This is a genomic window from Halorhabdus salina (genome assembly GCF_013839425.1).
GTDB classification, from domain to species: domain Archaea; phylum Halobacteriota; class Halobacteria; order Halobacteriales; family Haloarculaceae; genus Halorhabdus; species Halorhabdus salina.
Map to the genome: position 1 here is coordinate 263,206 of NZ_JACDNP010000001.1, position 13,549 is coordinate 276,754.

Sequence of the window (13,549 nt, forward strand, 5' to 3'; positions counted from 1 at the left end):
GCAAGAAATTAGTGTCTGACGCCCCCAACGGGACGTTGTGTGGTGGCGTCAGGGCCCCCGAAATATCGATTCTCGGAACAACCACTGCATTGATGAGTCATGTCCGAGGACGTGAAAAGATTCAGAGAGGTATCTCACAGACGCCGGGAATCCATGTTCGCGCTCTTGACTACGAGGTCGCCACTACTACCCTCGAACCGGAGCGAGCGGCCGTGATCGCCACCGACGTCCTCGTTGACGACCGGGATATCCATCTCCTCGAGGGTCTCCTTGACGACGTCTGCGTTACGGGCACCGATTCCGGACCCATCTTTCGAGAAGTCAAGCATATCGCTGCCGCCGGCGATCTTTGCGATCATATCGGCCCGATCAGCGCCAACGCGCTCCATCTCCGCGACAAGTGTTTCGACGCCAGTATCGGCGAATTTGGCGGGATTGCCGCCGTCGACTTCGTCGGCTGCGGGCAACATGACGTGAACCAGCCCGGACGCACCGACCGCCTCGTCGCGGACGGCGACACCGATACACGACCCCAGGCCGCTGGTCGTCAACACGGCACCGTTCGTCGAGACATCGTACTCAGCGATGCCGACCTTGATCCGTTCGGTCGTGCTTGCATCCGTCTGTTCCGACCCGTTATATACCTTCATTGGAACAGTTCATCTGGGTCAGCTTCGGTTTCTTCGGCTCGCTCGACCATGAGTTCGTCCAGTGCCTCTCGCAGCTCTTGCTCGTTGGGTAAGGCGTGAATCTCGGCCTCGAACTCGATGTCGTCGGTCTGCATCCGGGAGTCGATGATGAAGGCGTGTTCCTGGTGCTGGCCCACCTGTGCAGCCAGGGGATCGAGGATCGCCTGCCCCATGTCGTGGACAAGTCTCGGAGGCGTGTGGTCGACGGACGTCTCGAGGACGTTCGCCCAGCCATCGACGAAGCCACTCGTCATGATGTTGCCCAGCTCCTCGATCGCAGCGGTGTGCTGGTCCGTCAATTCGTCGCTATCGACGTCAGTCGGCATCAACGCCTCGGCGACATTTTTGGCCGACTGCTCGTCGAACAACACCAGAAGGAAGCCACTTGGGAGGCCGGTAAACTCCACGACAGTGCCGACGTACTGGGCGTTCCCGATCTGCTTTGGGACATCTTCGATTCGGGCGAAGCTGATCTGGCTTACTTCTGCCTCCGTCTCGATGCCAGTCATCATCGAGACGTTGTCGGCTGCCTTCTCAGTTCCGCGCTCAGTCATCCGATTGAACACCTGCAACTTATCGATCGGAATGGCGTCGCCCGCGGTGTCGGCGTGGGTCATCATGAGATCGGTCAGCGAGTCATAGTCGGGCAACATGTAGATGTAAAAATCGACTGACTCTTCGAGCCACTCGATTTGACTCTTGAAGACGAACAGCTGGTCGGCACTGTCGTCGTCGCCCTCGACTGTCTTCGAATCGGGAATGACGTCCCGGCCGATACCCTCGATGTACGTCGGTGGCGAGTGATCGATCGTCGTTTCGAGGTAATCTGCCCAGCCGTCGATAAACCCGCTCATCATGATGTTGCCGATCTCTTTGACGCCGCTTTCAGCCATGTCGGCTGCCGAGTCTCCCGGGAGCAGTGCGTCAGTCAACGTCTCACTGCATGACTGGTCCATCACGAGCGCAGTCTGGCCGGACAACTCTCCCTCGAAGTCGAACTGGACGCCGACGAAGTTCCGGTCGTCCAGGTGCTCACCGATGTCGTCTCGATCGACCAGCGTGATCTTCGTCACGTCGACCGCTGCATCGATGCCCGTCATCTGGGCCATCGATGCGGTCGCTTGCTGGGCACCCTCGTGGGCGAGTTGATTAAACGTCCCGAGCGACTGGATATCGACCTTCATCGGTCAGGAGGGGACAACGTCTTCGATCGCTTCCATCACGCTCGGTTTCTGGAAGGGTTTGGTGATATACCCGTCAGCACCTGCTTTGACGGCCTCTTTCATTTTCTCTTCCTGACCGACACTCGTGCACATGATGACGTTGGCACTAGGGTCTGTGGACTTGATCTCGTCTGTCGCCTCAATGCCATCCCTGATCGGCATGACGATATCCATCATCACGAGGTCCGGGTTGTTCTCTTTGTAGGCCTCGACGGCTTCGACGCCGTTCTCGACCTCATCGATGATCTGATGATCTTCCTCTAAGATCTCACGTAGCAGGTTCCGCATGAACTCTGAGTCGTCCGCGATGAGTACTTCAGGCATGTCTTCTACCTCGCAGGTTGGCGAATTCAGCAAATAAATGCTTCCGTACGATTATCGCGATTGATAGCGTTTTGGATCGTCGAGAGACAGAGCGATACCAGATGTGAGGGCGGGGCGACCGTCGATTACAGTTCGAAGCCGTCTTCATCGACGCGTTCGAGCAGTTCGCCGATCGAATCATTCGGTCCGAGGTCGTGCGATTTTACGAGGTGAGACAGTCGCTCTGTCGGATAGCTGATCGGGACGTTCGATTCGGTGAGCAAAATGCCGAGGATTTCTTCGACGGGTGTCTCGCTGTCGATATGCTGGGCGTACCAGAGAATTAGGCTCTCGAAGATCGTCACGACGTCGTTTGACATCATCCGGCGCTGGGAAACCCGCCCATCGAACGTCGCCGTCACGTGAAAGCCATATCGGGAGCCGACCGATTCGAAAGAATCGCGCAGCCAGTCTTCGACGTCCGCTTCCGTGAGTTCGTCGACGCCGGTCTGGCCGGAACTCGTTGGCACCGATTCTGCTTCATCGGCGTCAGTTTGTGTCGACGGGGCCGGCACTGACGCTTCGGTTTCGTCAGGAGCGTCCGCGACCGGGTCAGGTGACGGCGACGCTGCGGAGCCAGCGGTGCCGATCCCGTCGACGTCACCGATCGGATCGTTGGGGGAGACGACGTAGCGGCCGTCCTCTATCTCTGCGACGTGCTCGTCATCGGAGATATCCAGCTCTTCCGGTGCGAGCACGCGACCATCGTCCTCGTCGTCAGGGTCGTCCCCCGTCGCCATGCGTGTGTGTCAGTGACGAGCGACAATAATTCCGTCGGTGGTGTCGCCACTCGTCGATACGACGGAAAACGAAAAAGAGATCAGCGTCGCGTTACAGTTCGACGCTTTCCTTGTTCGAGAGTGAGTCCGGCACGACGAGCGTCACCGTCGTCTGACCACCGGAGCGCGTATCGATCTGCGCTTCGACGGTTTCTCCAGCTCCAATATTTGCTGGATTGTCAGTTTCGGTCATGTTGAACTGCAGAATCGCTCTATCGACAGGGTCGTTCAACGTATCATCACTCGATATCGACGTATCGTCCTCGGGACCATCGCGCAAGGCCGTCCAGTTGAATTGACCGTAGGTATCGTTTTCAGCGTCAGGTAATCTTGCGCTCACCAGCTGAGCACTCCCGTCGTTGGAAACCCACTGAATAGTCGTGTCGTTGAGGTTCACGTCGTTCGATCCGGGGGCCAGTCGAACAGTCATGTTCACGTAATCGATCTCACCACCGTCGGTCACATTTCCTGTCGTCCCGACTTCCACCAGTCGATTGGTGACCTGCTCTGCTGCCTGTTCACCGCTCTCTTCGGCACTACTCTGAAGGAACCCAGCCGTATTGATCAGCACGCCCGCCGCGATCGCCGCGACCAGCACCATCGCGATGAACACGATGAGTGTGCCGATCCCGACCTGGGCTCGCTCGTCCGGTTTGTCGTTGCGTTCGAACATTGTATCTCCGCCTGGGCTCTGTTTCCCAGACTCTACCTGAACGATCCTCTTGGACTTACTTAAGAATCATCCCCCGATTATCGATGATGAAAACATCGGTCCCAGGGTAACGAACGTGGACTCCACAATCAAAAATGCCAGAAGGGTCCCCGAAAAAGGAGGGATAGCAGACGTTCGTAGAACCGGCCCAGCTGTCAGTGAACGTCGCTCGATCACGCCTCGTACGTGACGAGACTGTACATCACGAACAGGTACCCAAACGTGGTCAATCCGCTGTTGACGAGCAACAGGCCTCGTGTCCCGCTGAATCCAGTCAAGAACGCACTGATCATCGTTGAGGCAGCGCCCGCGACTGCCAGCGCGAACCCCAGCGACAAGTGAAGCATGGCACGACGCGACGTCTGGACGTACGCCCGCATCGCCATCCCGACCATTGTCAGGCCTGCAACGACGAAGACGAGCGTCAACACCGCATAGAGGAGTTCTATCACTGGCACCGACTAGGGGTTGCCGTGGTCACCTATTAAATCATTCCTCGAAAATATCTCCTTTGATAATCAGGCGATCCCAGTTAGAGCGGGCGAAGGTGCGTGTACCCACATGATTGTGAGCCCACGGAAAAACAGACCACTTACGCGTACGCACGGTCACGATTCGGACAACGTGCGCCAGGCTTCGTCGAGTTTGTTCGTGACCTCTGACCGTTTCTCGACGTCGATCAGCATCGATTCCTCGAAAGAGACCTCGATAGCGTCGACGTTCCGCCGGTATACCTTGATACGTCGACGGTCGTCCGAGAGAACGTTGTCGTGAAGTTCGAGCAGATCGTGATCGGTAAGTTCGTCGATCCGTCGGTAGCACGTCGCGATCGGAATGTCCAGCTGATCGCTCAGTTCCTGGGCCGATTTCGGTTCCTCGGTCGCGTCCAGAATCTCGGCGCTGTACTTGTTCCCGAGGGTCCGGAGTAAATCGACCGATACCATTGTTATCAGATAATGAAGCACAGCGAAGTAAAAGTATCGACGATGAAAGCGACGCGAAACCAGCATCCAGTGCTTGATCGAGAGACTGGCGTTGACCGAGAAGAGAAGGGTTCAAAAGCCCGTTTTCACGGATAAGAACGAGTTCTCACTCCGTTGAATTGGGTCACAGTGGCGACTCGGAGTCGTTCATCATCGAGAACGCGCTGGCATTGTCGTGGACGTCGATGCCACCCTGGGTTATCTCCATCGGATAGATGTCTGTCTCGATATCCTGCTTGCGCATCTTCGCAACCCAGACGTACCGGGTGACACCTGACTCTGTCGGCGTCTGGATGAGATAGATATTGCCATCCGTAAGGAAGTTCTCCAGGCCAATATCAGTATCCGGGAATACCGTGGACTGTTCGTTCGTCAGCAAACTTGTCAGTCCGTTCTGCTTGAGAATATCGGTGAACTTCAGGAGATACGTCCGGTGTTCGCCCTCATCGTCGAAGAAGAGCTCGAACATCGCGAGTGAGTCCAACACGAGGCGATCGTACTGGTCTTGCCCGAGGTCTTCGAGAAGGACCTCAAGTGTGTCCGAGAAATCGTTCTCCTGCAGGAGGCGACGCTTATCGTAGATCTTGATATCGCCTGCTTCGACGTGTTCGGCCCACCGGTCAAAACCGATCGATTCAGCCGCAGCAGCCAAATCCTCGCGATTTTCCTCGAAGGACAAGAAAATGCCCCGCTCGTCGAACTGCTCGACACCATTGTAGATGAACTGCAAGCCCAGAATGCTCTTGCCGGCACCGGGCGTCCCGATGACGAGCGTCGTCGAGTTGGTGACGATCCCGCCGTTGAGGATCGAATCGAGCCCTTCAATGCCAGTTTGTGTGAGTTCAACCATCGTAGATAGCCTCGTCGCCGGTTGTTCTGGAATGGTACGCCAGCAAACAAAAAGGCTTCTGCATCGTGCAGGGACTGACAGAGCGGTCCCGGCGGTCACGCCGAGTGAACCGCGACAGGATCGACCCAAATCACAAACCCGTCGTCGCGTTTGACAACTCCGTTGATCGACGCCGCGCCAGCGCCGGCGGGCGATGGATCGACGTTCTTCTCGTCGACCGCCCGAACCTGATAAACTTCGTCGACAAGCCATCCGGCAGCCTCCTGATCGGCGGTGATTTCCGGATCGAACACGATAATACGGCGTTGCTCTCCGGACTCCTGAATGTCGAAGACGACCTTGGGATCGACGATCGAGGTCGTGCGACCACGGAGGTCCATGACCCCTTCGACGTGGCGTGGCGAATTCGGGACGGCCGTAAGTTCGCCGACGTCGACGATCTCGGTCACGTAGTCGATACTGACACAATAGCGCTCCTCGCCGAGCTTGAACTCCAGGACTTGGCCGGTCGAATTTGACATCTGTGATCTCCTCCCAGTGGCGGCCGATCCGCGGTGGGGGACGCCACTGGATCGTTTCTGACCAATAGTTCCGCGAAAATCACCATAAGTGTGTTCATCAGGTTATCAGTGATGATTCCGACGGCGGAGTCTTTATTTGCTGGGTTGGGCAACACTATCCAAGGAGTGACCCGCCAATGACCGGACGAGATCGAGCCGCGGTGATCACCTTTAACCGAACTGCCGCGTAGGGTACCATACTGAACATGTCAGCACGGTCATCGCCTCGCGCCGTCGTCGCGGATGACAGCCACTTCATGCGGAGTGTCATCTCAGACATCCTCGAGGAGGGAGGGGTCGAGGTCGTCGCGACCGCGAAGAACGGCCGCGAGGCAGTCGAAATCGTGTGCGAGCAGGAACCGGACGTCGTGACGATGGACGTCGAGATGCCGGAAATGAACGGCATCGAGGCAGTCGATCAGATCATGGCCGAGTGTCCGACACCGGTCCTGATGCTCAGTGCCCATACCGACGAGAATGCCGACGTCACTTTCGAAGCCTTAGAGAAAGGGGCCGTGGACTTCTTCACGAAACCCGGCGGCGAAGTGTCGATGGAAATGTCCCGGCTGAAAGACCAGCTCGTCGACATGGTACGGACGGTCGCGGACGTCGACCCGATGGCCAGAGCCGCCCGAGACAGTCACGGGGCATCAATGGGGTCGGCAACGCCGGCCGCTGGTGCCGAGCAGTATGTCGAAAATCCAACGCTCGTTATCGGTTCCTCGACGGGCGGCCCGACCGTCGTCGAGCGGGTGCTCTCAGAGTTGCCCGTCGCGGCCAACCTGCGAATCCTCGTCGTCCAACACATGCCCGACGAGTTCACGAGTCGGTTCGCTAACCGTTTGGATGGTCGCAGTGAGTACACGGTTCGTGAGGCCAGCGACGGCGACCGAATCACTGGCGGTGACGCCCTGGTCGCAGCGGGCGGCTATCACATGGAGGTCTCGAATTACACCCATGGTCGACTCCGCGTCTCGCTAACCGAAGACGCGCCGGTCAACAGCGTCCGGCCGTCGGTCGACGTGACCATGGCGAGTGCGGCAGCCGCGATTGACGATCCACTGGTCGGCGTTATCCTCACCGGGATGGGCGAAGACGGTGCTGACGGCATCCGCGCGATCAAAGACACCGGAGGCACGACCCTCGTACAGGACAAGGAGTCTTCAGCAGTCTATGGCATGCCAAAGCGGGCCGTCGAAACCGGCCAAGTAGACGACATCTGCTCGCTAGACTCGATCTCGACCCGGATCATCGAGGCAGTCAAACCGGAGGTGCACTAATCACAATGGACGATCAATACCTCGACGCCTTCATCCGCGAGAGTGAGGAGGCGATCACGCAGTTGAACAACTCGTTGCTCGAACTCGAATCGGACCCCGAAAACCAGGAGGCAATGGAGTCGATTTTCCGGACAGCCCACACGCTGAAGGGCAACTTCGGCGCGATGGGCTTTGACGATGCCAGTGATCTGGCCCACGCTGTCGAGGATCTACTCGACCAGATGCGCCAGGGCGAGATGGAGGTCACCCCCGAAGTAATGGATCTCGTGTTCGCCGGCGTCGACGAGATCGAAGCCATCGTCAACGAAATAGAGCAGGACGGCGAGCCGACAGCCGACACGGCCGCGATCGTCGACGACATCCGGACAGTCATCGAAGAGGGGGCTGGGGCTGCTGGATCAGGCGGGACCGACGACAGTAGCTCCGACGCCGAGAATCACAGCTCCGAGATGGGTGACCAGTCAGCGGACCAGTCCGACGACAGCGACGTAATGGCGATTCTCGATCGGACGGACGTCCCCGAGCCCGACGAGGGTGACGTCTATCACATCGACATCGACGTCGGTGACGGGAACATGCAAGGTGTCGACGCCATGTTGGCCGTCGAATCACTGGTCGAGTCCCTGGACGTCCTGGCGACCGATCCCGACCGGGATGACGTCGAGAACGGAGCGTTCGAAGATGGGTTCTCAGTGTTCGTCGCTGCTGGCGACGAAGCGACCGTGCGAACCGCAATCGACGACGCAGGTTCGGTCGAGCGGGCGACGGTCGACCACGTCACGGCAGCAGTCGCCGCTGCTGACACCGGACCCAACGACGACGATGCTGGGACGGCCGCCTCGGCCAGAAATGGAGATTCGTCCGTCGACGAGATCAAATCTGTCCGAGTCGACGTCGGCCAACTCGATGACTTGCACGGCCAGGTCGAACAACTGGTCACCAGCCGGATCAAGCTCCGGCGGGCAACCGAACAGGAGAACGTGGATTCGGCGACCGAGACGCTAAACGAACTCGACAAGATCACGGCGAATCTCCAGAACACGGTCATGGACATGCGGTTGATCCCGTTGCGAAAGGTCGTCGGGAAGTTCCCGCGGCTGGTCCGTGACCTCTCGCGTGATCTCGGCAAGGAAGTAGAGTTCACCATCGAAGGCGAAGACATCGAACTCGACCGGACGATCCTGACTGAGATCTCCGATCCGCTGATGCACATTCTCCGGAATGCGGTCGATCACGGGATCGAACCGCCCGGAGAGCGCGAACACGCGGGCAAACCCCGCGAAGGGCATATCGAACTTCGCGCCCGCCGTGAGCGCGATCACGTCGTCATCACCGTCGAGGACGATGGGGCCGGGCTAGACGTCGACGCGATCCGCGAGAAAGCCCTCGAAAAGGGGATTCGCTCGGCCGAAGAGATCGAGCGGATGGACGACTCGGCGATCTACGATTTGGTCTTTCACCCAGGGTTCTCGACGGCCGATGAGGTAACCGACACCTCGGGCCGGGGAGTCGGCATGGACGTTGTCCACGAGACAGTGACCCAACTCGACGGGTCAGTCAACGTCGAATCGACACCTGGTGACGGGACGTCCGTCTCACTGCGCCTGCCGGTGACGATGGCCATCGTGAAGGTGCTGTTCGTCCAGGTCGGCGAAGAGCAGTACGGCATCCCGATCAAGAACGTCGACGAGATCACCGCTGCCAGGGAGGCCCGAACGATCAACGGCAGCGAAGTGATCAAACACAACGACGAGATCTACCCGATCATCCACCTCGAGGAAGCCTTCGACGTCCCCGGGGAAACGAAAAACGGCGACGGCATGCTGGTTCGCGTCCGGGAATCAGAACGCAAAGTGGCGTTACGCTGTGACGAGGTCAACAGCCAAGAAGAGGTCGTCGTCAAGCCCCTTGAGGGAATCCTCTCGGGCACACCCGGACTTTCGGGCACGGCCGTCCTGGGCGACGGGAACATCGTCCACATCCTCGACGTCGTGACGCTGTAGACCGGTGACCTCATTACCAACGAGCCATGAGAAAACATAACGTGATAAATCGATGAGTCGCCGGTCGGGATCACAGCGGGGATTCGAGTCCCTGCTCGCTTACATCGAGTCGGAACTGGCCTTCGAGTCGGACTTTTACAACGACTCCTACATGGATCGCCGGATTACCGCCCGCATCCGGCGGACTGACAGTGACGACTACCGAGCCTACGAACGGCTCCTGGAACGCGATTCGGACGAGCAAGCAGCACTGTTAGACTCACTGTCGATCAACGTCACCGGGTTCTTCCGGAACCCCGACGCCTGGGAGGGTCTGCGGTCGGTTCTCCGAACGCTGACGGCCGACAATCGCCAGGTGCGTGCTTGGAGTGCGCCCTGTGCGGACGGTCGCGAGCCCTATTCCCTGGCGATGCTCGCCCTCGACGACCCGGAAATCGACGCCCGTCGCCTGGATATTCTGGCGACAGACATCAATCCGGACATCCTCGAAGTAGCCCGGGACGGGGTGTACGAGGCCTCACAGACGTCGGATATCGGCGAGGAATTAGCCCCCTTGACGAACAATCAGCAGTACGTCGACCGTGACGCGGACACCTACTCGGTAAACGACCGTGTGAAGAACATGGTCACCTTCGAGCAACACGACCTCATCAGAGGTGACCCGAAACGGGACTTCGACCTCCTGTTGTGTCGGAATTTCCTCATTTACATCGACGGCTCGTACAAGGACCCGATCTTCGAGACGATCCGCGGGTCACTCCGGGGCGGTGGCTATCTGATGATCGGCATGACGGAGACGATTCCGGCCGGCGCGCGCTCGGATTTCGACGCGGTCGACAAACAACACCGAGTCTACGAACGACGCTGACATGTCTCTGTTCGATCTGCACCGGGAAGGCAACGTCCAAGAGCTGATCAGACTGCTCCGCGAGAGTGATACCGAGGAAGTCCGTCAGCGAGCTGCCGAAATGCTGGGCGAATTCGACGAGCATCAAGATCGGCGGGACATCATCAGTGCACTGGTCAGAGCCGCCCAAGAGGACGACTCAGGCGCGGTGACTGCAGCAGCAGTCGATGCTCTAGAAGAGCTCGGTCAAGAGGCAATCGAGCAACTGATCGAGACGATGGCCGGTGTCGACTTCGGGGGCGAGGAGGCCGAGTGGGTGCGCGCAAAGGCCTTCGTCCAAGCGCTGGATGCTGGTATTGCAGAGTTGCGAATGGCCGCGGCAAACGGGCTCGGGAAGTTCGGGGATGGCGATGCGATCGAACCACTGGTCGGGCGGTTTGATGACGACGATCCACGCGTTCGGGCACGGGCAGCCCGAGCCTGTGGGTCGATCGGTGATCCACGGGCCTGTAGTCCGCTCGAAACACTACTCGAAGACGAGATCGCAGAGGTTCGTCGCGAGGCGGCCGAGGCCCTCGGCCAGATCGGGAACCGCCAGGCGTTGCAGGCGTTGCTGGATATGTACGACGATCCGTCCGATCGGGTCCGCCGGGTCGCCGTCAGCTCATTTGGCAACTTCGACAACGCCGCCCCGGTCGACCCGCTGGTCACGGCGCTGAGTGACGAGTCGGCGATCGTCCGCCGGACTGCGGTGTACGCACTCATCCAGTTGCTGGCGAATGTCCCGACCCAGAAGAGCCACGAGATCCGCGAGGAAATCGTCGACAAATTGAGCGAGACCGACGACGAGAGTGTCGTCGTACCCTTAGTCGAGATTATCGAGGAAGGGACCCAGGCGGCCCAGCGACGCAACACCGCGTGGCTGCTCGGGCGAGTCATAACGGACCCGGATGAGCGAGCAGTCGACGCGCTGGTCACCGCACTCGAAGACGATGATCAAATGACGAGCCAGTTCGCCGCGACCAGTCTGGCCGAACTGGATGCAGACGAGCGCGTCGCCGAGCGACTGCTCGATGTCGTGACTGACACGGACCGTCCGACCGACGCTCGCGCCCAGGCGATTTTCACGCTCGGGAAAGTCGGCGGCGAGGAATCCAGACAGACGCTTGACACACTGCTCGACGACACGGACAACGAAGAGATCCGCAAGCGGGCGTTCTCGGCCATCTCGAAACTCGGCGGCCGGACGTAACGCCGGGAAGGGGCCAAGAAGTTAATACCCCCAACCCCAAAGCTCCCAGACGAGAGTTCCGACACCGATGAGTGACGGCGAACATACGATCGCTGACACCCGTGGCAAGTTCGTCCAGGTCGTCGAAGACGGGCGAAAACGCAACGACGTCGAGTGGATCACCGGCCGGATTCTCCTCTCGAATAAGCGACTGGTCATGGCGAGCAACGAGGGGAAGAAGACGATTCCGGTCCCGAAAATCCAGAGTATCAAAACGCGACAGAACGTCAACGAAGCGATCGCACAGGTGTCGGGCTACATTTCGATCCAGCACGGCCGGGATGTGTTGTTACTCTCGCCGGCCGACGAGGAGCAATTCGCCACCGAACTCTTCCGTGCTCGACTCGATCAAAACGTCATCATGGCGAAACATCCGGCTGTCAAAGGCGGCGTCGTCCAGGATACCGACTGGGAGAAAGCACGCATCAAGGTCGGCGAAGATGCCGTCGAACTGGCGATTTCGAGCGGGCAATTTCTCGAGATCGAACTCGACGACGTCGGGACGGTAGCCGAAACTGAGCGGACCGTTATGGGCAACGAGCGGTCCGTGCTCGAGGCCGAACACGCAATCGATGGCACGAGCGTCAAGACGTACCTCTCGGGAGGAGCCAGTGACTGTTCGGTCCTCGCATCGCTCTTGCGGTCCGGTGACCAACACGTCGAGTCCGATATCGATCTCGGCGACGACGAACGCGAAGTCCTGATGGCCCTGTATTCGGGCGTCTCCCCGTTCGAAATCCCGGATTTCGTCGGGATGGATGTCGAGGAGATCGAAGCCATTTTCGATGCACTCTCCGAGCGCGGCGTCGTCGAGGAAGTACGTACTCGCCGTGAAGTCGGCCTCAAACCGCGCGGGCGGTCGATCGCCGGCGACGTGATCGCCGATCAGTAGCGTGCTTCGCTTACGGAGACCCGACACTCAGACGGATTATTGTAGGGATGTAGCGGTATCCGTCGACCCCGGGTCGGCGTCATCCGGAAATAATCGACGAATGATCCGTATCAGTCGTTGACGTCATCCAGGTGCTTGTTGACGACGACGCGCCCTTTCGACGTGAGCGTCGGCCCGACGTCCGTCGAAGCGAGCAGTTCCTTCTCTTCTAAGTCGGTGACGAGCATCGTCACTTCGCTGGCCTCTCGGTCGAGAACGTTTGCCAGCGGAACCCCCTCGATGTCGCCGGCGGAGTAGACCGCGACCAAGAGTTCGATCTCCGGATCCGAAAGTTCGACGTCCTTGAGGTCAGCCATGAGATCGCTGTATTCCAGACGGATGTATCGACCAAGCAGCGACAGCTTCCGCGAGGACGGCAGGGCGGCGACTGTCGTCACCGCTTGCCCGTTTGGAGTGTGTTTGACGGTCAAGGTCGCCCGCTTGGATCCAGCGACGTCACGCGTTTCACGGGAGAATTCCGTAACCTGTGACAGTGACACGGTGACGGCGTCGTCCGCACGATTGAATTGTACTGCTTTCGGCCGCAAGGCGAGTTTCGCCGGCGCGTACGTCTGATCAGTGACACGACCTCCGATCTCTGCAGGATGTTTGACCGTTGCCTCAGTCCCGTTCAGCAACGCCTTGTACAGGACCGTCGAAAATTTGTCGATTTTCTCGTCGTCGGCTTCGATAACCGCGACAAGACGACGGTCTTCCTTCTTGAAGGCGACCGTTACTGTCGAGTCGAAGAAATCTCCCAGGTCGGGAGGTACGTGACCGACCGCAACGTCGATGACGTCGGCTAGCGGAATCGTCGTCTTCGATTCGTCGGCAGCCAGCACCAGTCGCTTCTGACTCAGGAGGACCCGCCCGGTTGTGGGTTCGACCCGTGCGGTCTTCTCCGAGTTGAACTTGCCGACGAAATCCGCGATGACTGATTCCGACATGTGTACCCGCGGTTGTATGACGTTGGATACGAAGGGCCAAGTATTGAGGGTTTCGTGCGAATATCAATCGAAAAAACGACACGGAGGAGAC

15 protein-coding genes are annotated in these 13,549 nt (G+C 58.9%); 5 read left to right on the forward strand and 10 right to left on the reverse strand.

Features of this window, described 5'->3' with window-relative positions; translation table 11 throughout:
- Window positions 1-134: 134 nt before the first annotated feature.
- From HZR20_RS01325 to HZR20_RS01365, 9 genes are all read right to left on the reverse strand, one after another.
- Entirely contained in the window at window positions 135-650 is a 516-nt protein-coding gene (locus tag HZR20_RS01325; RefSeq protein WP_181684793.1) for a chemotaxis protein CheD, read from the reverse strand.
- Complete coding sequence (locus HZR20_RS01330) at window positions 647-1,873, reverse strand: chemotaxis protein CheC (protein WP_181684794.1); 1,227 nt, start codon at window positions 1,871-1,873, stop codon at window positions 647-649. The genes HZR20_RS01325 and HZR20_RS01330 overlap by 4 nt, the downstream gene beginning before the upstream one ends.
- Before the next feature lie 3 nt (window positions 1,874-1,876).
- Entirely contained in the window at window positions 1,877-2,236 is a 360-nt protein-coding gene (gene cheY, locus HZR20_RS01335; RefSeq protein ID WP_181684795.1) for a chemotaxis protein CheY, read from the reverse strand.
- A gap of 125 nt (window positions 2,237-2,361) precedes the next feature.
- Window positions 2,362-3,015, reverse strand: coding sequence for a DUF7500 family protein (locus HZR20_RS01340; RefSeq protein WP_181684796.1), 654 nt, complete (start codon window positions 3,013-3,015; stop codon window positions 2,362-2,364).
- A gap of 91 nt (window positions 3,016-3,106) precedes the next feature.
- Complete coding sequence (locus HZR20_RS01345; RefSeq protein ID WP_181684797.1) at window positions 3,107-3,727, reverse strand: archaellin/type IV pilin N-terminal domain-containing protein; 621 nt, start codon at window positions 3,725-3,727, stop codon at window positions 3,107-3,109.
- Window positions 3,728-3,939: 212 nt separating this feature from the next.
- Window positions 3,940-4,218 carry a DUF7521 family protein gene (locus HZR20_RS01350; RefSeq protein WP_154553218.1) on the reverse strand — a complete coding sequence of 93 codons (279 nt, stop codon included), beginning with the start codon at window positions 4,216-4,218 and terminating at the stop codon, window positions 3,940-3,942.
- A 156-nt stretch (window positions 4,219-4,374) separates the two neighbouring features.
- A complete protein-coding gene (locus HZR20_RS01355) occupies window positions 4,375-4,710 on the reverse strand; it encodes an ArsR/SmtB family transcription factor (protein WP_181684798.1) in 336 nt (111 codons plus the stop codon).
- 163 nt (window positions 4,711-4,873) lie between these two features.
- Window positions 4,874-5,599, reverse strand: coding sequence for an RAD55 family ATPase (locus tag HZR20_RS01360; RefSeq protein WP_181684799.1), 726 nt, complete (start codon window positions 5,597-5,599; stop codon window positions 4,874-4,876).
- A 95-nt stretch (window positions 5,600-5,694) separates the two neighbouring features.
- Window positions 5,695-6,120: a chemotaxis protein CheW gene (locus HZR20_RS01365; protein WP_181684800.1), complete on the reverse strand. Its 426-nt coding sequence runs from the start codon at window positions 6,118-6,120 to the stop codon at window positions 5,695-5,697.
- Between the two features lie 245 nt (window positions 6,121-6,365).
- On the opposite strand from HZR20_RS01365, the gene HZR20_RS01370 reads away from it, so the two are divergent.
- The 5 genes from HZR20_RS01370 (at window position 6,366) to HZR20_RS01390 (ending at window position 12,472) form a co-directional block, all read left to right on the forward strand.
- Window positions 6,366-7,439 carry a protein-glutamate methylesterase/protein-glutamine glutaminase gene (locus tag HZR20_RS01370; protein ID WP_181684801.1) on the forward strand — a complete coding sequence of 358 codons (1,074 nt, stop codon included), beginning with the start codon at window positions 6,366-6,368 and terminating at the stop codon, window positions 7,437-7,439.
- A 5-nt stretch (window positions 7,440-7,444) separates the two neighbouring features.
- The gene (gene cheA, locus HZR20_RS01375) at window positions 7,445-9,442 is read left to right on the forward strand and encodes a chemotaxis protein CheA (RefSeq protein ID WP_181684802.1); all 1,998 of its coding nucleotides are present in this window, start codon (window positions 7,445-7,447) and stop codon (window positions 9,440-9,442) included.
- A gap of 52 nt (window positions 9,443-9,494) precedes the next feature.
- Window positions 9,495-10,310, forward strand: coding sequence for a CheR family methyltransferase (locus HZR20_RS01380; protein ID WP_181684803.1), 816 nt, complete (start codon window positions 9,495-9,497; stop codon window positions 10,308-10,310).
- Window position 10,311: 1 nt separating this feature from the next.
- Complete coding sequence (locus tag HZR20_RS01385) at window positions 10,312-11,541, forward strand: HEAT repeat domain-containing protein (RefSeq protein WP_181684805.1); 1,230 nt, start codon at window positions 10,312-10,314, stop codon at window positions 11,539-11,541.
- 67 nt (window positions 11,542-11,608) lie between these two features.
- Entirely contained in the window at window positions 11,609-12,472 is an 864-nt protein-coding gene (locus HZR20_RS01390) for a CheF family chemotaxis protein (protein WP_181684806.1), read from the forward strand.
- 110 nt (window positions 12,473-12,582) lie between these two features.
- On the opposite strand, the gene HZR20_RS01395 is transcribed toward HZR20_RS01390, so the two are convergent.
- On the reverse strand, window positions 12,583-13,458 hold the full coding sequence (locus HZR20_RS01395) for a CheF family chemotaxis protein (protein ID WP_181684807.1): 876 nt from the start codon (window positions 13,456-13,458) through the stop codon (window positions 12,583-12,585).
- Between the last annotated feature and the right edge of the window lie 91 nt (window positions 13,459-13,549).